Annotated in this window: 24 protein-coding genes; 14 read left to right on the top strand and 10 right to left on the bottom strand. The window is 42.6% G+C overall.

Annotated elements, in window-relative coordinates:
• Positions 1-67: 67 nt before the first annotated feature.
• Positions 68-427 (bottom strand): hypothetical protein, encoded by a 360-nt coding sequence (locus C8322_RS07150; protein WP_004815853.1) that lies wholly within the window; start codon positions 425-427, stop codon positions 68-70.
• A 219-nt stretch (positions 428-646) separates the two neighbouring features.
• Between C8322_RS07150 and C8322_RS07145 the strand changes: the two genes are divergently transcribed.
• The 3 genes from C8322_RS07145 to C8322_RS07135 all read left to right on the top strand — a co-directional run bounded on the left by C8322_RS07145 (position 647) and on the right by C8322_RS07135 (position 1,933).
• A complete protein-coding gene (locus tag C8322_RS07145; protein WP_004815850.1) occupies positions 647-880 on the top strand; it encodes a hypothetical protein in 234 nt (77 codons plus the stop codon).
• A gap of 150 nt (positions 881-1,030) precedes the next feature.
• On the top strand, positions 1,031-1,414 hold the full coding sequence (locus tag C8322_RS07140; RefSeq protein ID WP_034424990.1) for a DUF2750 domain-containing protein: 384 nt from the start codon (positions 1,031-1,033) through the stop codon (positions 1,412-1,414).
• Between the two features lie 87 nt (positions 1,415-1,501).
• The gene (locus tag C8322_RS07135; protein WP_004815846.1) at positions 1,502-1,933 is read left to right on the top strand and encodes a CBS domain-containing protein; all 432 of its coding nucleotides are present in this window, start codon (positions 1,502-1,504) and stop codon (positions 1,931-1,933) included.
• Positions 1,934-2,040: 107 nt separating this feature from the next.
• Here the strand turns inward: C8322_RS07135 and trpB are convergent, their stop codons facing one another.
• From trpB to C8322_RS07090, 9 genes are all read right to left on the bottom strand, one after another.
• A complete protein-coding gene (gene trpB / locus C8322_RS07130; protein ID WP_008304195.1) occupies positions 2,041-3,249 on the bottom strand; it encodes a tryptophan synthase subunit beta in 1,209 nt (402 codons plus the stop codon).
• A gap of 108 nt (positions 3,250-3,357) precedes the next feature.
• The gene (locus C8322_RS07125; RefSeq protein ID WP_004815842.1) at positions 3,358-4,545 is read right to left on the bottom strand and encodes a vWA domain-containing protein; all 1,188 of its coding nucleotides are present in this window, start codon (positions 4,543-4,545) and stop codon (positions 3,358-3,360) included.
• 13 nt (positions 4,546-4,558) lie between these two features.
• Positions 4,559-5,410 carry an AAA family ATPase gene (locus C8322_RS07120; protein WP_004815840.1) on the bottom strand — a complete coding sequence of 284 codons (852 nt, stop codon included), beginning with the start codon at positions 5,408-5,410 and terminating at the stop codon, positions 4,559-4,561.
• Positions 5,411-5,431: 21 nt separating this feature from the next.
• On the bottom strand, positions 5,432-5,815 hold the full coding sequence (locus C8322_RS07115) for a hypothetical protein (RefSeq protein ID WP_004815838.1): 384 nt from the start codon (positions 5,813-5,815) through the stop codon (positions 5,432-5,434).
• 21 nt (positions 5,816-5,836) lie between these two features.
• Complete coding sequence (locus C8322_RS07110) at positions 5,837-6,142, bottom strand: YcgL domain-containing protein (RefSeq protein ID WP_026056700.1); 306 nt, start codon at positions 6,140-6,142, stop codon at positions 5,837-5,839.
• Between the two features lie 151 nt (positions 6,143-6,293).
• Positions 6,294-7,436 (bottom strand): ribonuclease D, encoded by a 1,143-nt coding sequence (locus C8322_RS07105; RefSeq protein ID WP_004815835.1) that lies wholly within the window; start codon positions 7,434-7,436, stop codon positions 6,294-6,296.
• Positions 7,437-7,627: 191 nt separating this feature from the next.
• Positions 7,628-8,224, bottom strand: a complete 597-nt coding sequence (recR, locus tag C8322_RS07100) for a recombination mediator RecR (RefSeq protein WP_004815833.1) — start codon at positions 8,222-8,224, stop codon at positions 7,628-7,630.
• 13 nt (positions 8,225-8,237) lie between these two features.
• Positions 8,238-8,567, bottom strand: a complete 330-nt coding sequence (locus tag C8322_RS07095; RefSeq protein WP_004815831.1) for a YbaB/EbfC family nucleoid-associated protein — start codon at positions 8,565-8,567, stop codon at positions 8,238-8,240.
• A gap of 29 nt (positions 8,568-8,596) precedes the next feature.
• Positions 8,597-9,778, bottom strand: coding sequence for an O-succinylhomoserine sulfhydrylase (locus C8322_RS07090; protein WP_004815829.1), 1,182 nt, complete (start codon positions 9,776-9,778; stop codon positions 8,597-8,599).
• 143 nt (positions 9,779-9,921) lie between these two features.
• On the opposite strand from C8322_RS07090, the gene C8322_RS07085 reads away from it, so the two are divergent.
• From C8322_RS07085 to yddG, 11 genes are all read left to right on the top strand, one after another.
• Positions 9,922-11,019 carry an alpha/beta fold hydrolase gene (locus C8322_RS07085; RefSeq protein WP_004815826.1) on the top strand — a complete coding sequence of 366 codons (1,098 nt, stop codon included), beginning with the start codon at positions 9,922-9,924 and terminating at the stop codon, positions 11,017-11,019.
• Positions 11,020-11,074: 55 nt separating this feature from the next.
• Complete coding sequence (locus C8322_RS07080) at positions 11,075-11,947, top strand: NAD(P)-dependent oxidoreductase (protein WP_004815825.1); 873 nt, start codon at positions 11,075-11,077, stop codon at positions 11,945-11,947.
• 109 nt (positions 11,948-12,056) lie between these two features.
• Positions 12,057-12,299: a YARHG domain-containing protein gene (locus tag C8322_RS07075; protein ID WP_372510725.1), complete on the top strand. Its 243-nt coding sequence runs from the start codon at positions 12,057-12,059 to the stop codon at positions 12,297-12,299.
• A gap of 31 nt (positions 12,300-12,330) precedes the next feature.
• Complete coding sequence (locus C8322_RS07070) at positions 12,331-12,744, top strand: HIT family protein (RefSeq protein WP_004815822.1); 414 nt, start codon at positions 12,331-12,333, stop codon at positions 12,742-12,744.
• Positions 12,745-13,059: 315 nt separating this feature from the next.
• A complete protein-coding gene (locus C8322_RS07065) occupies positions 13,060-14,139 on the top strand; it encodes a porin (protein ID WP_004815820.1) in 1,080 nt (359 codons plus the stop codon).
• A 456-nt stretch (positions 14,140-14,595) separates the two neighbouring features.
• The gene (gene cydP / locus C8322_RS07060; RefSeq protein WP_004893080.1) at positions 14,596-14,787 is read left to right on the top strand and encodes a cytochrome oxidase putative small subunit CydP; all 192 of its coding nucleotides are present in this window, start codon (positions 14,596-14,598) and stop codon (positions 14,785-14,787) included.
• Positions 14,787-16,412 carry a cytochrome ubiquinol oxidase subunit I gene (locus tag C8322_RS07055; protein WP_004815816.1) on the top strand — a complete coding sequence of 542 codons (1,626 nt, stop codon included), beginning with the start codon at positions 14,787-14,789 and terminating at the stop codon, positions 16,410-16,412. The genes cydP and C8322_RS07055 overlap by 1 nt, the downstream gene beginning before the upstream one ends.
• Positions 16,409-17,554 (top strand): cytochrome d ubiquinol oxidase subunit II, encoded by a 1,146-nt coding sequence (gene cydB / locus C8322_RS07050; protein ID WP_004893079.1) that lies wholly within the window; start codon positions 16,409-16,411, stop codon positions 17,552-17,554. The genes C8322_RS07055 and cydB overlap by 4 nt, the downstream gene beginning before the upstream one ends.
• Before the next feature lie 25 nt (positions 17,555-17,579).
• Positions 17,580-17,681, top strand: a complete 102-nt coding sequence (gene cydX / locus C8322_RS07045; protein WP_004278713.1) for a cytochrome bd-I oxidase subunit CydX — start codon at positions 17,580-17,582, stop codon at positions 17,679-17,681.
• A 3-nt stretch (positions 17,682-17,684) separates the two neighbouring features.
• The gene (locus C8322_RS07040) at positions 17,685-17,987 is read left to right on the top strand and encodes a cyd operon YbgE family protein (protein ID WP_004815813.1); all 303 of its coding nucleotides are present in this window, start codon (positions 17,685-17,687) and stop codon (positions 17,985-17,987) included.
• Between the two features lie 144 nt (positions 17,988-18,131).
• Positions 18,132-19,016 carry an aromatic amino acid DMT transporter YddG gene (yddG, locus tag C8322_RS07035; protein WP_004893078.1) on the top strand — a complete coding sequence of 295 codons (885 nt, stop codon included), beginning with the start codon at positions 18,132-18,134 and terminating at the stop codon, positions 19,014-19,016.
• Positions 19,017-19,104 lie beyond the last annotated feature (88 nt).

The following is a 19,104-nucleotide window of genomic DNA, read 5'->3' as shown; positions in this document are numbered from 1 at the left end:
ATCTGCTACCACAGAGAGTCTATAAATAACAGTGCGTAAGTCCTACTTTAGTTGAGTATTGCCTGTTCTATTTAAATAAAGCGATAAAAACGGTACTTCCCAGCATACCAGCAGTAATTGCCAGAATCAGGAAGATAGCAAACTTGCTCAGCCCAGACTCTGCACTGGCTGGGTGCAGGCGGTCGGGATCGGCAAGACGTACCAGTTCTGAATTATAAAGTTTGTAGAATTGTTCACGCTGATTCTCGTCTAGCTGACGGGTAAAATCATAGACTGCTTTACGCTGTGCCAGACTATACTCCCCTAAATGGATTTCTTTATGGAAAATAGCTGCATCTAATTTTTTCCGGTGCAGTTGCGCCAATGCCATTACTTGGCCAGCTGTCGGGGGAATATCAAAATCAATTCCATCTAATGTGCGCGACATGTTATTCTCCTTGTTGTTAGCTTAATAGTTACTTCTTATAGTAATAAAAAATATATTTGATGATAGTTTAATCATGTAAACTACATAACAAAAATAAAATTCGATGAAATAATTGACTTTTCACCCATTCTGTAATATTAGTTTAACATTACTCAGTTATATTTGTAGTTAGACTAAAAAGTCTATCCGTAATCATAATTAAAATTAAGGAGTTTTTATATGATTCAACAATTCTCTCCACATGAACTTGAACATCTGTATGCTGAAGCTGTGAATACAATTCAGTCACAAATGAATTTTTCAGATGCTGTCAAACAACTTGAAGATGCTGCACGTGCAGGCCATGGTAAAGCGGCGCTTTTTTTAGCTGAACTTTATTATCAAGGTTTCCGTGTAGAGCGCGACTCAATGAAAGCCCAATACTGGCAAAACATGGCCACCATGCAAGCCTAAAAAAACGTCACCCCGGTGGCGTTTTTTTATATTTACAATATTACTTATACATGATGAAGCATTAACATAACGATTTCTTGCAAAGCTGAAACAGTAATTTCATATAGTTTTCTTAAAATGACAGCGTTGTTCTACGATAGCTTGATCATAATGAAAATGCCAAATATTAAAGATATCCAACCACTGCCTAAAGACCTTGCGGTCAAAATCACCATCCTGAAATCGATGATGTACTGCGGGGTACTTTGGGGACTGTTCCATGAAGGCTGGGGCATGATGCGCGATCAGGATGAAACCCTGTTCCCGTTCTGGCTTAATTCATCTCATGCGGCAAATTATGCCAAAAAGAACTGGCCAAATTATAATCCGCGCAAAATCACGCCTGAGGACTTTGAGCGGGCACTGTTACCCACCTTGCATCGTCTGAATGTCACTCCTGTTCTGGTACGTGGCAGTGGCAAACAAATTAAGCTGACAATTGGACAGGTGCGTCATTTCTTTTTTTCAGGACAAGGGCTGCACTTCGCTGCATAACATGTTATTTATAGAGTCAGTACAGCAATTACCTGAAGATAAACAGCTTAAACTTCAGGATAAATAATAACAGCTAAGGACTTAATAATGACGAATGTAGCGCAAGTACTCAAAGACAAGCCCTCTCAAGAAATCTATACCATTCATCCAGAAGCAACGGTTCTTGAAGCCATTACTTTAATGGCAGATAAAGACATCGGTGCGATTGTAGTGGTCGAAGAAGATAAAGTGGTCGGAATTCTTTCCGAGCGTGATTACACTCGAAAGATTGTGCTGATGGAACGTACTTCCTTTGATACGACTGTCAGCCAGATCATGACTTCTAATGTAATCACGGTAGATTGCCACACTTCTGTGCCGGACTGTCTCAGCTTAATGACCAATAAACATTTGCGTCATTTACCAGTGGTAGAAGCAGGAAAACTGGTGGGATTGGCTTCAATTGGTGACTTGGTTAAAGCGGCCATGAATGATCAACAAATTTTGATTGATCAACTGCAACAATATATTTCGGGTTAAATATTAATTCAAAAAGCCATTTTGTAATGACATTAGATTGACAAAGAGATGATAGAAATAAAAAACCGCTCATATTGAGCGGTTTTTTATTTACAGCTATAGCTAGATTAGTTGAGACCTAACTTTTCAGCCACATAGTCAGAGTCTTTATCACCACGACCTGATAGATTCACAACAATTTTCACATCTTTTGGCAATTTACCTGCTTCACGAATCGCCCAAGCCACCGCATGTGAACTTTCCAACGCAGGCACAATACCTTCTACACGTGATAAAGTCATAAAGGCATCCAGACATTCCTGATCTGTTGCCGTCGTATATTCCACACGACCCAAATCTTTAAGCAGACTATGCTGCGGACCGACACCTGGATAATCCAGACCAGATGCAATTGAATGCACTGGTAAAGGTTCACCCTGCTCATCTTCTAATACATAACATGCCATACCATGAATCTGGCTGGGCTTACCTAAAGTCAGCGTTGCAGAGTGTTTGTCAGTATCCAGACCATGACCTGCCGGCTCTACACCCACCAGTTTTACTTCTGGTTCATTTAAAAACGCAGTAAATGCGCCCACCGCATTGGAACCGCCCCCTACACAAGCTACGACATAATCCGGGTTTGCACCAAAACGATCATTACTTTGTACCTTGATTTCATCACCAATAATCGACTGAAAATCACGTACCATCATTGGAAATGGATGCGGTCCGACCACCGAACCGATGGCATAGATATAATTTTTGGGATCTTTTAAATATTCCTCAAAAGCACTATCTACCGCATCTTTCAAGGTAGCTGTACCACGAGTGACTGAAATCAGTTTGGCACCGAGAATTTTCATTTTCACCACGTTCGGGTGTTCTTTCTCGATATCCACCTGCCCCATATGAATTTCACATGGAATACCAACCAATGCACACGCCGTTGCCAAAGCAACACCATGTTGTCCGGCACCTGTTTCAGCAATCACTTTGGTTTTACCCATGTATTTTGCTAACAATGCTTCACCCAGACAGTGATTGATTTTGTGCGCACCTGTATGGTTTAGATCTTCACGTTTTAGGTAGATCTGCGCCCCACCGAGTTGATCAGATAGACGTTTGGCATGAAATAATGGACTCGGACGACCAACATAGTTTGCAAACAGGTCTTTTAATTCATTCTGAAACTCAGCAGTTTGACGAATTTCCTGGTAAGCAACATTAATATCATCCATTGCCTGTTTTAGATCTGGCGGAATAAACTGACCGCCGTAGTTCCCAAAAAAACCCTCTTCATTTGGCAATGCAATACCATTAATTTGATGATCCATAGCGATCCTTAACAATCTGAACTAAATTTATAAAAACTACTTTATATTAAAATGTTTTGTTTTAAAGGACTAATAACTATAAATAAAGTCATCAATAGATAAATGGAATCAGCGCGCCAGATATTTGGTCATATCTTCAATGCCTTTTAGGGTCATTGGATACATATGCTTTTCAAAGATCTGCTGAATCAATCCGATGGTCTGCGTATAGTGCCAGTAACGCTCTTCTTCCGGATTTAACCAGGCTGTTTTTTCAAAATGCTGACGCAGACGCTGCAACCAGACCTGTCCTGCTTCATCATTCATATATTCCACCGAGCCTCCCACTGAATGCAGCTCATATGGCGCCATACTGGCATCACCAACCACGATTACCCGATAATCGCGACCATAAGTGTTCAGCAGATCCCAGGTATTCATACGGGTGCTGGAACGGCGAAAATTATCTTTCCAGACATAGTCATACAAACAGTTATGGAAATAAAAATATTCCAAAGTCTTAAACTCGGTTTTGGCAGCACTAAACAGTTTCTCACACTGGGTAATGTGTGCATCCATGGAGCCGCCAACATCAAATAGCATAAGCACTTTGATGCGATTACGGCGTTCCGGCACCAATTGCACATCCAGAATGCCCTGCTTGGCTGTTTCAAGAATGGTACTGTCAATATCCAGTTCTTCAGCAGCACCCTGACGGGCAAACTTACGCAGGCGACGCAGTGCCAACTGCATCTGACGGCTACCCAAAATTTGGTCATCATCCAGATTACGGTATTGACGCTGTTCCCAGACTTTGACTGCTGAACGCTTACGCCCCGGCCCGCCAATACGCACACCTTCAGGATGATCGCCATAGGCACCAAAAGGTGAAGTGCCGCCAGTACCAATCATTTTATTGCCGCCCTGATGTTTTTTATGCTGCTCGCGCAAGCGCTCTTCCAGCATTTTCATCAGTTCTTCTAGTGAACCGGCTTTTTTCAGCTCTTCACGCTGTTCTGGTGTCAGATGCTTTTCCAATAGTTCCAGATCAAACCAGTCTTTGGGCAGCTTATGCACCTGATTCAGCAATTCATCCAGATCGAAAGTGGCGATCCCATCAAAATAGTCCTTCATGGCACGATCGAACTTATCGAAATAGCGCTCGTCTTTGACCATGACGGTTTTGGCCAGCTGATAGAACTCGTCCTGATCGGCAAAGACCAGTTCTGCGGCAACTGCCTGATTCAGATCAATCAGCTCACGGGTCGATACCGGTACGCCGTATTTGCGTAAGGTATAAAACAGTCGCACGAACATGCATGTTTCTCCCTTAACGGCGTGACATGAATGCTAGGCGTTCAAGCAGCTGGACATCCTGCTCGTTTTTGATCAGCGCACCATACAGCGGTGGAATGGCTTTAGATTTATCGGCATTACGCAATACATCTTCTGGCATATCATCTGCCATTAACAGACTTAACCAGTCAATTAATTCGGAAGTTGAAGGTGGTTTTTTCAGGCCCGGAACCTGACGTAATTTAAAGAATACTTGCAATGCCTCATTTACCAAGGTTGCTGAAATATTCTCGAAATGCACATCAATGATGTCACGCATGGTTGCTTCATCAGGAAATTCGATGTAATGGAAAAAACAGCGGCGCAGGAAAGCATCCGGCAATTCCTTTTCATTATTTGAGGTGATGATGACAATTGGACGCTGTTTTGCAGTAATAGTTTCGCCTGTTTCATACACAAAGAACGACATCTTATCGAGTTCATGTAACAGGTCATTTGGGAATTCAATATCTGCCTTGTCGATTTCATCAATCAGCAATACACAGCGCTCTTCACTGCTAAATGCTTCCCACAGTTTTCCTGGCTTGATGTAGTTTTTGATGTCATAGACACGGTCATCGCCCAATTGGCTGTCACGCAGACGCGATACTGCATCGTATTCGTAAAGGCCTTGCTGGGCTTTGGTGGTGGACTTGATGTGCCAGGTGATGAGCTTCATTCCTAGGCTTTCAGCCACCTGTTCTGCCAGCAGGGTTTTACCTGTGCCCGGCTCACCTTTGACCAGCAGCGGTTTTTGTAAACTGCGTGCGGCTTTGACAGCCAATTTTAAACTATCAGTTGCAATATACTGACTTGTACCAGAAAACTGTTGATGATCCACAGACATGATTTAACCTTATTTTTTTATTTACAGTGGTGAAGTTTTTTTGTTTACAGCAATCTTTGCTTTATTTGTTACATAGCTTGACCAGCAATAGCCGATCAGTGAAGCAATACCAATCACAAACAGAATGAGTGAGGCATTGATCCAGACCAGTTCTTGTTCCTTGGTCAATACACCAAATATCAGTCCGAAAATCGCTGGGGCTAATGAGGCATTCGGGCCTTCGGATACTGTCGGCGTTAGCAGGATGGCAAACACTAAAATCCAGAGAAAGCCACCTGCCGGTTTTGGCAGGCGCTTAGTCACGCCATACCAGCACAACAGTGCAATTATACTGCCAATCAGGTATACCGCGATGGCAATCGATTCTTCAGGAATTGAATCTAATACAGTTACATAACCATTCATTTCACAACTCCTGAATAAATATTAAGCACCACGAAGACCTTCTGGTTCTACAGCATTCGGGTTAATCAAACCTTCAGGCGGCATTTGCAGGAAGAAACCACGGGTTTCAATCGAGTCGATCACGTGCAGCACATTAGCACGTGCCAGCTTGCGGGTTTCGCTCAGTTCAAGATGCATGACAAAAGTCGCACGACCAAATGCTACGCGGACAGCTTCGCCCAGTACGTGAAGTGGATCGAAAGTTTCAGCTTCATTTTCTTCAGCTGGACGAGCCACATAAAGGTACATTTCATCCTTTTTGCTCGATTTGTAGATAGACACTTGCATGATTTTGATTTAGACAACAATTTAGAAAAATCAGTAGCAAGGATACCTTAAAACGTCACCTGAGGCATTAGCCATAATTAACGCATCAGTCGTGATTTTGTATAATTGCTCTTTCTTTAATCAGTTTTGCAGTTAAGTTTCTATCCAGGCTTTAGTCGACAACTTTCATCTGTCTAGAAAGATAGGATTCATCCTGACGTAGCAGCTCAACCAGGGGCTTGGTCAGATGATCATAACGCCAGCCAAGTAAAAATTCCGGCAAATCCTGTTCATCATTGTGGAAAACAACATGCTGGTACAACGCATTCATCCATTTTTTGCGCATCAGGACTTCTTTCGGGATGGAAGTTTCATCTACAACATTTTGAATGATGGCATCAATTTTTGTACCGACTTCACTTGAAGAATGACGGATTGGACGTGCCAGACGTAATGGCCACTCGGATTGATCTGGCAAAAATTTCAGCAGGTCCAGAATCATCTTGCCATGATCACGAATAATATTGGCACGCAGATCTTTCACAGTGCTGAGCTGGAACATATTCTTAGGGTTCTTTTCCACCAGATTAATCATGGCAGAGTTTTTCATGATGAAACTGCGCGGAATATTCAGTGCCTTGGCAATCTGCTCACGCCATACTGCAAGCTGCTGTAGCTGCATCAGCTGACGGCGTGAATGACGATAGTTGCCAACATCCTGATATAACAAGGCTGTTGGTGTTTCCTCGCCAATTTCCCGGGTCATGAAGCGGCAATCTTCCAGTGCCAAGTCTAACAGGTGCTTTTGTTTCAACTCCTGCTTGATCTGATCACCCAAGTGCACCAGATAATGCACATCATTGGCTGCATACAACAATTGTTCATGACTTAAAGGACGTGCCAACCAGTTTGAACGGGTTTGATCTTTTTCAATTTCTACATCCAGCATCTGCTTCAAGGCATTCTGATAGCTGACCTGCAAACCATGCCCCAGAAACGCCATCCCTACTTGGGTATCAAAAACATTACTTAGAGATTTTTGCTGGGTATAGTGATAGATCAGATCAATGTCTTCTCCACAGGCATGGAAAATGTTCTGTTGTGCTGCAAAGAGACGCTTGAAGAACTCGGTCAGATCCAGCGTTGTGCCGTCGAGCAGATAGACATTGCCACAGACATTAATCTGGAACACACCAAGTTTCGGCCATAAAGTATCGACCTTGATGAACTCTGTATCCAAAGCATAAACCGAGCTTTGATCCATTTGTGCGAGTACTTGATCGAGTCCAGCTTGATCTTGAATAAATTGAAACATAAATGACTGAATCAGCGTAATGTGGATGTCCGAATATAGTTATCTTAACTGATATTTATAATATTTATGATAAAAAAATAAACATTTAGCTATAAAATTTCGCAATAACAATATCGATAAATTAAATGAATATTCTTGTATTTTTTCTAACTTGTTCTTCTCTTTAGTAAAACGCATGCAGAGAAACAGGTTTATTTCATCCGCATGCGGTTATGTACAGCTTGGCTTAAGGTATGGCTGTCTACATATTCCAGTTCACCACCTTGTGGTACACCTTGGGCAATCCGGGTAATCTGAATCGGTAAATGCTTGCTGGCTTCCATGAGGTAGTGCGCAGTCGCCTGTCCTTCTACAGTTGCATTCGTAGCCAGAATCACTTCACGAATCTGACCTCTGTTTAAACGCTCGAGTAGATATGGAATCCCAATTTCTTCAGGCCCAATTCCATCTAGTGGTGACAAATGTCCACCCAATACATGGTATTTACCACGAAAACTGCCACTCTGCTCAATAGCCATCACATCCGCTGGTGATTCCACCACACAAAGCAGCTCATCATCACGTTCAGTTGAGGTGCAGATATTACAGACTTCATCTTCAGTGAGTGAATGACAGATTGAACATTCATGAATATGGTTGGTCGCTTCAGTCAATGCATGTGCCAGACCAATCGCACCTTCACGGTTTTTCATGATCAGATGCAATGCCATACGCTGAGCCGATTTCGGCCCAACGCTTGGCAAGATGCGTAATGCTTGAACCAGTTGATCAAAACGATCACTAAACATTGCGCAAATTTCCTTAGAACAGGCCAGCCAGACCTGGAGGTAAGCCCATGCCCTGGTTTGCAGACTTCATACGTTCTTCTGAAATTGCTTCAGCTTGGCGTGCCGCATCATTCATTGCAGCCGCGATCAGATCTTCAATCATATCCGGATCATCCTGTAGAAGTTCTGGATCGATCTGAATGCGTTTTACCACATTACGTGCAGTCATCGTTACTTTTACCAGACCACCACCCGCTTCAGCATGAACCTCTACCAGCGCAAGCTCTTCTTTGGCTTTTTTCAGGTTGGTTTCTACTTCCTTTTGCATGCGCTGAGCTTGCTGCATCAACATGTTAATGTTCATAAAAATCTCCGAACATAAATTTATAAAAATTAGATTAGATCTAAACCGCGTGTAATGTCACGGATAATATCATCAATATCTTCCAAACCAACAGAAACACGAATTAAACCTTCACGAATACCTGCGGCTTCTTTTGCTTCAGGTGAAAGTTTGCCATGCGTTGTCGTTGCCGGGTGAGTAATCGTTGATTTCGCATCACCCAAATTACCCGTGATGGAAATAAACTGAGTATTGTCGATGACTTTCCAGGCACCTTCACGACCACCTTTCACTTCAAATGATACGATACCACCGAAGCCGGTTTGCTGCTTTGCCGCCAGTTCATGACCTACATGCTCAGGCAGACCTGCGTAGTACACTTTTTCTACTTTTGGATGTGCATTTAAGTATTCAGCGAGTTTCTGTGCACTTGCGGAGTGTTCACGCATACGCAGACGTAAGGTTTCCAGACCCTTTAGGAACACCCAGGCATTGAACGGACTCATAGATGGGCCTGTGGTACGCACATAACCGAAAATTTCTTCAAGCAATTTGTGATTACCGACAACTGCACCACCCAATGCACGACCTTGCCCATCCAGGTACTTCGTAGCTGAATATACAACGAGGTCAGCACCAAATTTGATTGGTTGTTGTAATACAGGTGTACAGAAGCTGTTATCAATTGCCAGTAATGCATCATGAGCATGTGCAAGATCTGAAAGCGCCTGAATATCAGCCACTTCAGCCAGTGGGTTTGACGGAGATTCTACAAAGAATAGTTTCGTTTCGGGCTTGATTGCATTTTTCCAGGCATCGACATCGGTCAAGTCCACAAAATCAACTGCCACACCGAACTTGCCTACATACTTTTCAAACAGAGAAACCGTAGAACCAAATACTGCACGTGAACAGATCACATGGTCACCTGCTTTCAGGAAGGCCATTGCCACTGCCATAATCGCAGCCATACCCGAACTGGTCGCTACGGCGCGCTCAGCACCTTCAAGCGCAGCCAGACGTTTTTCAAACATTGCGACCGTAGGATTGGTAAAGCGTGAGTAAATATTGCCAGGTTCCTGACCTGAGAATTTTGCTGCCGCTTCGGCCGCATTTTCATAGACGAAAGAAGATGTCAGGAAGATCGGTTCTCCGTGCTCACCCTCAAAGCTACGTGTATGACCTGTACGGATGGCTAAAGTATCTAATTGATAATCGTCTTGTTGGCTCATCGCTCTAATTCAGCCCTGGCGGACTGCCTGTTGTAAAAAATTGCCAACATTTTGAGCGCCTATGCTATTTCAGGTCAAGGCATAATAAGCAATTATTGCCTAGACTTCGATCACTCCCTACCGCACACGGACAATTTATCTTTATGATTCAGTTAAAACAAAATCTGCAACGTCAACAGAAAAAACTCAAGCACCTGCGTGCGCGGTTTTTCAACAGCTCCTCACTGGTGCTGTCTCAAAAAAACCCGTTTGAGTACATCAAGGAAACTGAATTATATAAAGTCCGGCATTATCCAGCACCTGAAAGAAAGTTTAAGGAACCTTTGGTATTTGTTGCGCCGCTGGCGATTAACATGGGTATTTATGATCTGTATCCCTACCGTTCATTAGTAAAGCATTTCCAGCATAGCGGTTTTGAAGTATACCTGGTGGAATGGAACCGTTTCAGCTTCAAACACAAAGAGCTGAATTTTCTGTCCTTTATCGATCAATCCATTCCAGATGCCATAGAGCATATTTGCGAACATGCAGACAGTCCCTATATTTCCCTGCATGGCTGGAGTATGGCAGGTGTCTTTGTCACCCTATATACTGCGCTACACTCTCCAGAGCATGTGAAAAACCTGATGGTAATGGGCAGTCCAATTGACAGCTATGCCTCTGGCCGCATCGGTAAACTGTTTGAAACCACCAATAAACTGATTTCACAAAATCCAGCCCTGCGAAATACCGTACATAAGGGATTAATCCCCAAACACTATATTCATACGCCAGGTATTTTGAATGCCTTAGGCTTTAAACTGCTGGATCCTGTGGGTTGGTTTAAAAGTCAGAAACAGTTTTTGCTGAATCTGGAAAAACCCGACTATGTCTATGAACACGCCACCATGGGTCATTTCCTGAATAAAATGATCGATTACCCGGGTGGAGTCAATCAGGATATGGTGCTGCACCTGTGGTTACAGAATCCTCTTAAAGATGGTTCGATTAATCTGCATGGCAATAAGATTGATTTAAAAAATATTTCCTGCTCACTCATGGTCGGTGCTGGTTTGACGGATCAGATTGTTACCCGAGAAGCTGCAGAACCACTCACCCAGCTGACCAGCAGCAAAGATATTACTTTTACCATGATTCCAGGTGGGCACCTTGGTTTAATGTCAAATCAAAAGACAGCCAACACTTTTTGGCCTAAACTAACCACCTGGCTTGAGCAGCGTTCTACTCGACTAGCGCAATAATTCGAGAGATGCCCTCAAGCTTATAATTTTTAATTAAAAGATTTTGAGGGTTATCATGATTCAATCAGTTGCATTTCTTGGCTTGGGTGCTATGGGCTATCGCATGGCTGCGCATTTACCAAAGCATTTTGATACGGTCTATGTCTGGAACCGTACTGCTACCAAGGCAGAGCAGCATGCAACTGAATATGGTACACAGGCAGCAAGTCTGGAACAGGCCATCCAGGCAGATATAATCTTCTCTTGCTTACCCACCAGTGCTGATGTTGAAGCTTTAGTCCAAGGTCTGGAATTAAAAGCAGGCAGTATCTGGGTCGACTGCACCAGTGGTGTACCTGATGCAGCTCGTCGTCTGGAAGAAACTTTAGCAGATCAAGGCGTGATTTTTCTGGATGCACCCGTCAGCGGTCAGACGATCGGTGCTGAAAATGGCACTTTAACTGTTATGATTGGTGGTAGTGCAGCAGGTTTTGAACAAGCCCTTCCCGCGATTCAGGCTTTCGGCAAGCTGATCAAGCATGTTGGTGAATCTGGCGCGGGCTTTGCAGTGAAAGCAGTCAATAATATGTTAATGGCTGTAAACCTGTGTGCAGTTGCAGAAGGCTTTATGACGCTGAAAGCGCATGGTGTAAGTTTGAATGAAGCACTGGAATGTATTAATGCATCAAGCGGTAAAAGTAACGTAACTGAGACCGTGATGCCGCAGCGTATTATGAACCGCAGTTTCCCGCTTACCTTTGCATTACCGTTACTTGCCAAAGATACAGGGATTGCGGTAGATCTGGTTCGTGATGCCAAGCTGTCTGCACCATTGCTATCGCTTACCCAGAACCTGATTCAGGCAGCTAACCTTCAGGCAGAAGAAAATAGTGACTTTTCTGCTGCAATAAAAATGTATGAATCATGGAGTAAAATTACTATTGAGTAATATATCGCCATTGAATCGTGAGAACAAAACCCAATATTGTGTTTAGGTATAGACACATGATTCAACACCAGAGGAAACCCGCATGAAAAAATTGACTGTTGCGACAGTGATGAGTTTTGCAGCATTGCTAGGGGCTTCAACTTCAGTTTTAGCTTCTGAACAAGAATGCAAAAAACTGAAAAATGATCATGATGTGATTTATGCTTCCAAGGGCTTCTGTTTTAAAGATCCAGATGCCAAAGCAAAGTATGGTAATGACAATTGCTACACAACCAAGCCAAAATTTTCAGAAAAAGAGCAACAACGTCTTGACGCGATCAAAGATCGTCAGAAAGAATTGAACTGTAAATAATTTAATTCAATGACGCTCAAGGAATGCCCTCATGACTTACGATGATCAAAATATCTTTGCACGAATTCTGCGCGGTGAACTGCCTGCAATCAAGGTGTATGAAGACGACCAGGTTCTTGCATTTATGGACATCATGCCTCAGGCAGACGGTCATACTTTGGTCATTCCTAAATCGCCTGCGGTGACGCTACTTGATCTGGATCCTGAAGTGGCTGCATATACCATTCAGATCGTACAAAAGGTTGCCAAAGCCATCGAAAAAGGCCTAGGTGTAGAGGGTATCGTGCTGATGCAATTATCAGGTACCGCAGCGGGTCAGACCGTACCCCATGTACATTTCCATCTGGTTCCTACCTCTTTGCACAATCTGGGCAAACATGCCTTGGTCATGGGTGATCAGGAGAAAATCAAGGCGCTAGCTGAGAAAATCAAAGCAGCGTTATAATGCTAGATTAAACCGATATAGAAATGGAGCTTTGGCTCCATTTTTTTTATCACCCAAAAATGAAAAATATTAATCTTGATGAAAGCCGATAAACAAAACAATTTAATATATTGATAAATAATAAATTTCTTAAAATAAAACATATACTATTCATATTTTTACATAACGAAACATTTAATATATTTGAAATATTTCCTTAATCTTATTGTCTTATTTGTAATCGATACTTAGCACCAATACAGGACGGTAGCAAAATTTAACAAAGCTACCACAACATCCTTGTTAGGACCAAAACAAGTCTTATTGGAGCTACACATGAAAAAAACTCTTTGCGCATTGGCAGTTGGGGCAACAATTTTAACACCAGTAATGGCAGCTGCTGCTGACGTTAAAGTATATGGTCGTGCACACGTTTCTCTGGATTATCTGGATGACGGCAAGGACTATAATGAGGTGGCTTTATCCTCAAACTCATCACGCTTAGGCTTTAAAGTCGATCACAAGATTAATGAAGATCTGACTGCATTCGCTCAGATCGAACAGCAAATCAACTTTTCTAGCGGATCGGATGATAGTGAGGATTCTATAAACTTCTCTACCCGAGATACTTATGTCGGAGTCAAAGGTAACTTTGGTCAAGTTAAAGTGGGCCGTTTTGACAGCCCATTTAAAGCGGCACGTGGTCCGGCAAACTTCTTTGGTGACCAGGTCGGCGACTTGCGTAATATCACTCGTGCTTACAATCACCGCTTCGATGAACGTAACCCGAATACGATTGAGTATAAAACACCAAAATTTGGTGGTGGTTTCACTGCAACAGCAGCTTTATCTTTACATGATGGCACGATGATCAGCAATGATACGACTGAGGATAGTAATGAAAAATCTCAAGCGTATGACCTAGGTTTAAATTATAACGCGGGTAACTGGGATGTCGCGGCTGCTTATGAACATTATGCAGAAGATGTGAGCCGCGGTGAACGAGATGGTATCCGTTTAGCAGCAGCTTATAAATTAACGCCTGAACTGAATGTGGGCGCACTTTACCAGTTTACTGCACTGGATGATGGCAGTGGCACCAATGCGGATGCTAATGTTTTCGGTGTAGGCGCGGAATATAAACTAACAGATAAAAATACATTACGCGGTCACGTTTTCCACCGTGATATTGATACAGCTGATGCTAACTCAACCCTACTTGCATTGGGCTTAGAGCATCGCCTAGATAAACAGTTCCGTGTTTATGGCAACCTGGCAGCCATGCTGAATGATGACGCTGCTAACCTGACACCTTGGTCACAAGCACGTAGTAATAAAGCAGGTTCATCCCAAGGTGTAAATGCAGCAGGTGAAACTGCAATGGGCTTGTCTGTAGGTATGCGTTACGACTTCTAAGCTCTACTCTCCTCCAAAAGCTTAAAAAGAACATGCTGCATGTATGTTCTTTTTTTTGCCTGCTTTTTCTCAATAATAAGAATCCACCTCACCTTTAGATTCCACGAAATACCCTTCTCGTTTTAATCCCTAAAATTTTAATCTATTCTCATTTTCAATAAAAATATAATAAACCAAGTAAAATAATCAAGATTTAAAATATTATTTTTTTCTTAATCCAACCATTTTAATAGGATATTAATTTTTAAATATAAGTAAAAAAGTCGGATTTAAAAATAATTATGTTTACACAAAATAATCACAAATATTTTGATTATTCTTTAAAAAACTATAATTTTAATTATTTAATATTCAAATAGTTATAAATATATGTTTATTTAAACTGTTTAGTCTATTTATTTTTTATCATATTAGATTAATAATAAATTAACACGTTATAAAGACAGGCTTATTTACATGAGCTTAGTTCCAGAAAATCTAAATCAAAAAGTTGTAAGAGAGATCACTTTGATTTTAATCATCAAGGTCATTCTACTACTGACAATCAAACATATCTGGTTTGATGCGCCTACGATTCCCAAAAATTTTGACTCTCAAGTTGCCGAGCGTATTGCCGGCAGTCCTTCCCAAATCAAGGAGACACGTTGATGATTGCTGAAAGCGTGGTCGATCTTTCGCGGTTCCAGTTTGCTATGACTGCGATGTATCATTTTATTTTCGTTCCGTTGACCTTAGGCCTGGCCTTTATCCTGGCCATTATGGAAACCACTTATGTGATTTCCGGTAAGGAAATTTATCGGGACATGACCAAATTCTGGGGGAAACTCTTCGGGATTAACTTTGCACTCGGGGTAACTACCGGTCTGACCATGGAATTCCAGTTTGGTACCAACTGGGCCTACTATTCGCACTATGTAGGTGACATCTTTGGTGCACCACTAGCGATTGAAGGCTTAATGGCTTTCTTCCTGGAATCTACTTTCATTGGCCTGTTCTTCTTTGGATGGGATCGTCTGTCTAAGGTTCAGCATCTCTGTGTAACCTGGTTAGTGGCACTCGGCTCCAACATGTCTGCATTGTGGATTCTGGTTGCCAATGGCTGGATGCAAAACCCGGTGGGTTCTAAATTCAACTATGAAACCATGCGTATGGAACTGGTTGATTTTGGTGCACTGATCTTTAACCCGGTCGCTCAAGTAAAATTTGTTCACACTGTTTCTGCAGGTTATGTAACAGGTGCGATTTTCGTTCTGGCAATCTCAAGCTTCTATCTGCTAAAAAAACGTGACTTGCCTTTTGCCCGCCGTTCTTTCGCTATTGCTGCAGTTTTTGGTCTGGCCTCTACACTTTCAGTGATTTTACTAGGTGATGAATCTGGCTACGAAATTGGTGATGTACAAAAGACTAAACTGGCTGCGATTGAAGCAGAATGGGAAACAGAACCAGCCCCAGCTGCATTCACTTTGTTTGGTTTCCCAAATCAGGAAACCATGCGTACAGATTATGCAGTCAAAATTCCTTATGTCATGGGGATCATTGCAACCCGTTCAATAGATACTCCAGTGATAGGGATCAAGGACCTGCTGGTTGAACATGAAGGTCGTATCCGCAACGGTATGCTGGCATACGAACAGCTTGAAAAATTACGTGCAGGCGATCAATCTCCTGAAGTAAAAGCAGCATTTGAAAATACCCAAAAAGATCTTGGTTATGGTCTGCTTCTGAAAAAATACACTCCAAATGTCGTCGATGCTTCTGACGAACACATCAAAGCTGCTGCCAAAGACACTATTCCACATGTACCAAGTCTGTTCTGGGCATTCCGTGCCATGGTAGGTTCTGGCTTCCTGATGTTGCTGCTGTTCGTATTAGCGACTTTTGCTGTAGCGAAACGCAATGCTGAAAACAAACCTTGGTTATTAAAATTTGCCCTGTTTGCTTTACCACTGCCTTGGATTGCTGCACAAACTGGCTGGTATGTGGCTGAAGTAGGTCGTCAACCCTGGACCATTGGTGAAGTATTACCTACCCACCTGTCTGCATCTACTTTAAGCACAGGCGATGTTATGGGTTCAATCCTGGCACTGGCAGCGTTCTACACAGTATTACTGATCATTGAAATGTACCTGATGATCAAGTTCGCTCGCCTGGGACCAAGCTCATTACATACTGGCAAATACCATTTCGAAAAACCTAATTCTCAAGTAACTGCCGAGCAAGAAGACGCAGCTGCAGCTCTTCCAGAAGGTGCAACTGGCGAGGTGAAATCATGATTGAATATGAACTGCTCAAAATTATCTGGTGGGTATTGGTTGGCGTTTTGCTGATTGGCTTTGCACTGACTGATGGCTTCGATATGGGTTCAATGGCGATCATGCCATTTGTAGGTAAAAATGATCAGGAACGTCGTGCGGCAATCAATACAATTGCTCCACACTGGGATGGTAACCAAGTCTGGTTCATCACTGCAGGTGGTGCCCTGTTTGCAGCATGGCCAATGGTCTATGCTACTGCTTTCTCTGGCATGTACTGGGCGCTACTGTTAGTACTATTTGCACTGTTCCTGCGACCTGTCGGCTTCGACTACCGCTCCAAGCTGGAAAATACCAAATGGCGTAATTCCTGGGACTGGGGCCTAGCTGTTGGCGGTGCGGTTCCTGCATTAGTCTTCGGTGTCGCTTTCGGCAACATGTTCCTGGGCGTACCATTCACCCTAGATGAAACTGTTCGTTCAACTTATTCCGGTAGTTTCTTCGCCCTGCTGAATCCGTTTGCTTTAGTATGCGGTATTGTAAGCTTGTCTATGTTGTGCGCACACGGTGGTGCTTGGTTAATGCTGCGTACTGATGGTGCATTACGTGAACGTTCTGCTCAAGCAACCAAAATTATGGGACTGGTTTATCTGGTGACTTTCCTTGCTGCTGGCGCATGGTTATATTTCGGCGGCATTCAAGGTTATACGCTGGTGACTCCATATGACACCAATGGTGTTGCAAATCCACTGGCTAAAGAAGTACTGATCAATGGCAATCCTGGCTGGATGAATAACTATACAACTTATCCAATTACCATGATTGCGCCAATTATGGGTATCTTTGGCGGTATTATTGTCGTGCTGGCTGCCTCTAAAGCTAAAGCAGGCCTGAGCTTCCTAGGTTCATCTATGGCGGTGATCGGTGCCATCCTGACTGCCGGTTTTGCCCTGTTCCCATTCTTAATGCCATCTAGCATTAACCCTGTTGCCAGCTTGACCATGTGGGATGCAGTATCCAGTAAAAATACCTTGACGGTAATGACTGTCGCTGCATGCATTTTTGTTCCAATCATCCTGCTTTACACCACTTGGTGTTACTACAAGATGTGGGGCGTAATCACCAACAAACACATTCAAGAGAATTCACACAGCTTGTACTAAGCCTGTGTCCTAAGGAGACAAAATTATGTGGTATTTTGCATGGATTCTAGGAGTACTTATGGCGTGTTTTGCCAGTGTGATTGCTGCAATTTACATGGAACAGCACCAAGACCTGGATGAGGAATAAATCATGACTGAAGCTGCGCTAGAGAAACCCGTTATAGACAAGAAACCCAACAAATTTGCGATGGTGATTTCCTGCCTGCTGGCATTTCCACTCGCAGCGGTGTTACTGGTACATCCAGCTGCGATGCTGGATGACAATGGTGCATATAGTCATCGAGCCATGATGTTTATTATGATTGGTATTTCTGGAGGCTTTGTTCATGGTGTAGGCTTTATGCCACGCCACTGGTTCTGGAAATGGCTCTTTAGTCCATTTTTAGCATGGCCTTTAATGATCTGGGGCTATTACACCTGGTTCATCGCCTGAGCATTCAAACAAAATTTAAGCTCTTTTCGGAGAGCTTAAATTTGATAAATACAAGATCTTTACTCTCATATTTTTAAAAAGAACAATGATATTTTTATCAATTTTGGCCTAAACTATCTTCTAAATTTATCCTGAACAAGAGTAATGAACTCAAACAAAGCGACATTGATTGGTCTTACGGCAGTTTTCTTATGGAGTCTCATTGTTGCTCTCATCAAAGAAGTCAGTCATTACTTTGGACCGATCGGGGGAGCTGCGTTAATCTATTCATGCGCCTCGATTATTCTATTGTTCTCATTTGGCTGGACACATCTGAAAGAATTCCCCCTTAAATATCTGATTTGGGGAAGCCTGCTTTTTGTGGCTTATGAAATTTGTCTTGCCCTGTCTATAGGTTATTCAAGCAATAACAGACAAGCCATAGAAATCGGAATGGTAAATTATCTGTGGCCGACAGCCACGATTCTATTTTCAATTATTTTTAACAGGCAAAAAGCCAATTTTCTTATCTTTCCCGGGATATGTTTATCTGTGGCAGGGATCTGTCTGGTGCTTGGTGGTGAAGCTGGATTTAGCTTTAAAACAATGCTGTCCAATATACAGGCCAATCCACTGAGTTATGGACTGGCTTTAACCGGTGTCTTTCTATGGGCTGCCTATTGTACCCTGACTGCTCGTGCTGCCAATGGTAAAAATGGTATTACCTTATTCTTTATTTTGGTGTCGATTGTACTATGGACCCAATGGATTTTTTCTGCTGAGCCCATACCGAATTTCGAATTGAATTCCAGCATTTATCTGGTATTAGCTGCTTTTGCAATGGGCATTGGCTATGGGGCATGGAATATCGGAATTATGCATGGAAATGTGACTGTATTGGCAACAGCTTCATACTTTATCCCGGTTTTTTCTTCTGTGGTTTCAGCATTGATTTTGAGCACACAATTAACCTTCAGCTTCTGGAAAGGTGCATTGATGGTGTGTTTTGGTTCACTGCTTTGCTGGATGGCGACTAAAGCAAAATCATAGACCCGAAAAAACCAACCAATGTAAAGCCTAACTTTTAATCAAATAAAAATGCCATTTTTAAAGCGTCTTTATAGCCTTTGTGAACCGT

It is taken from the genome of Acinetobacter sp. SM1B (genome assembly GCF_003289665.1).
GTDB lineage: Bacteria > Pseudomonadota > Gammaproteobacteria > Pseudomonadales > Moraxellaceae > Acinetobacter > Acinetobacter schindleri.
This window is presented reverse-complemented; position numbering and strand designations above follow the sequence as displayed.

Bases quoted from the DNA above. Each gene is read 5' to 3' on its own strand.
- C8322_RS07150 (WP_004815853.1), bottom strand. From the start codon at position 427: ATGTCGCGCACATTAGATGGAATTGATTTTGATATTCCCCCGACAGCT.
- C8322_RS07145 (WP_004815850.1), top strand. From the start codon at position 647: ATGATTCAACAATTCTCTCCACATGAACTTGAACATCTGTATGCTGAA.
- C8322_RS07140 (WP_034424990.1), top strand. From the start codon at position 1,031: ATGAAAATGCCAAATATTAAAGATATCCAACCACTGCCTAAAGACCTT.
- C8322_RS07135 (WP_004815846.1), top strand. From the start codon at position 1,502: ATGACGAATGTAGCGCAAGTACTCAAAGACAAGCCCTCTCAAGAAATC.
- trpB (WP_008304195.1), bottom strand. From the start codon at position 3,249: ATGGATCATCAAATTAATGGTATTGCATTGCCAAATGAAGAGGGTTTT.
- C8322_RS07125 (WP_004815842.1), bottom strand. From the start codon at position 4,545: ATGTTCGTGCGACTGTTTTATACCTTACGCAAATACGGCGTACCGGTA.
- C8322_RS07120 (WP_004815840.1), bottom strand. From the start codon at position 5,410: ATGTCTGTGGATCATCAACAGTTTTCTGGTACAAGTCAGTATATTGCA.
- C8322_RS07115 (WP_004815838.1), bottom strand. From the start codon at position 5,815: ATGAATGGTTATGTAACTGTATTAGATTCAATTCCTGAAGAATCGATT.
- C8322_RS07110 (WP_026056700.1), bottom strand. From the start codon at position 6,142: ATGCAAGTGTCTATCTACAAATCGAGCAAAAAGGATGAAATGTACCTT.
- C8322_RS07105 (WP_004815835.1), bottom strand. From the start codon at position 7,436: ATGTTTCAATTTATTCAAGATCAAGCTGGACTCGATCAAGTACTCGCA.
- recR (WP_004815833.1), bottom strand. From the start codon at position 8,224: ATGTTTAGTGATCGTTTTGATCAACTGGTTCAAGCATTACGCATCTTG.
- C8322_RS07095 (WP_004815831.1), bottom strand. From the start codon at position 8,567: ATGAACATTAACATGTTGATGCAGCAAGCTCAGCGCATGCAAAAGGAA.
- C8322_RS07090 (WP_004815829.1), bottom strand. From the start codon at position 9,778: ATGAGCCAACAAGACGATTATCAATTAGATACTTTAGCCATCCGTACA.
- C8322_RS07085 (WP_004815826.1), top strand. From the start codon at position 9,922: ATGATTCAGTTAAAACAAAATCTGCAACGTCAACAGAAAAAACTCAAG.
- C8322_RS07080 (WP_004815825.1), top strand. From the start codon at position 11,075: ATGATTCAATCAGTTGCATTTCTTGGCTTGGGTGCTATGGGCTATCGC.
- C8322_RS07075 (WP_372510725.1), top strand. From the start codon at position 12,057: ATGAGTTTTGCAGCATTGCTAGGGGCTTCAACTTCAGTTTTAGCTTCT.
- C8322_RS07070 (WP_004815822.1), top strand. From the start codon at position 12,331: ATGACTTACGATGATCAAAATATCTTTGCACGAATTCTGCGCGGTGAA.
- C8322_RS07065 (WP_004815820.1), top strand. From the start codon at position 13,060: ATGAAAAAAACTCTTTGCGCATTGGCAGTTGGGGCAACAATTTTAACA.
- cydP (WP_004893080.1), top strand. From the start codon at position 14,596: ATGAGCTTAGTTCCAGAAAATCTAAATCAAAAAGTTGTAAGAGAGATC.
- C8322_RS07055 (WP_004815816.1), top strand. From the start codon at position 14,787: ATGATTGCTGAAAGCGTGGTCGATCTTTCGCGGTTCCAGTTTGCTATG.
- cydB (WP_004893079.1), top strand. From the start codon at position 16,409: ATGATTGAATATGAACTGCTCAAAATTATCTGGTGGGTATTGGTTGGC.
- cydX (WP_004278713.1), top strand. From the start codon at position 17,580: ATGTGGTATTTTGCATGGATTCTAGGAGTACTTATGGCGTGTTTTGCC.
- C8322_RS07040 (WP_004815813.1), top strand. From the start codon at position 17,685: ATGACTGAAGCTGCGCTAGAGAAACCCGTTATAGACAAGAAACCCAAC.
- yddG (WP_004893078.1), top strand. From the start codon at position 18,132: ATGAACTCAAACAAAGCGACATTGATTGGTCTTACGGCAGTTTTCTTA.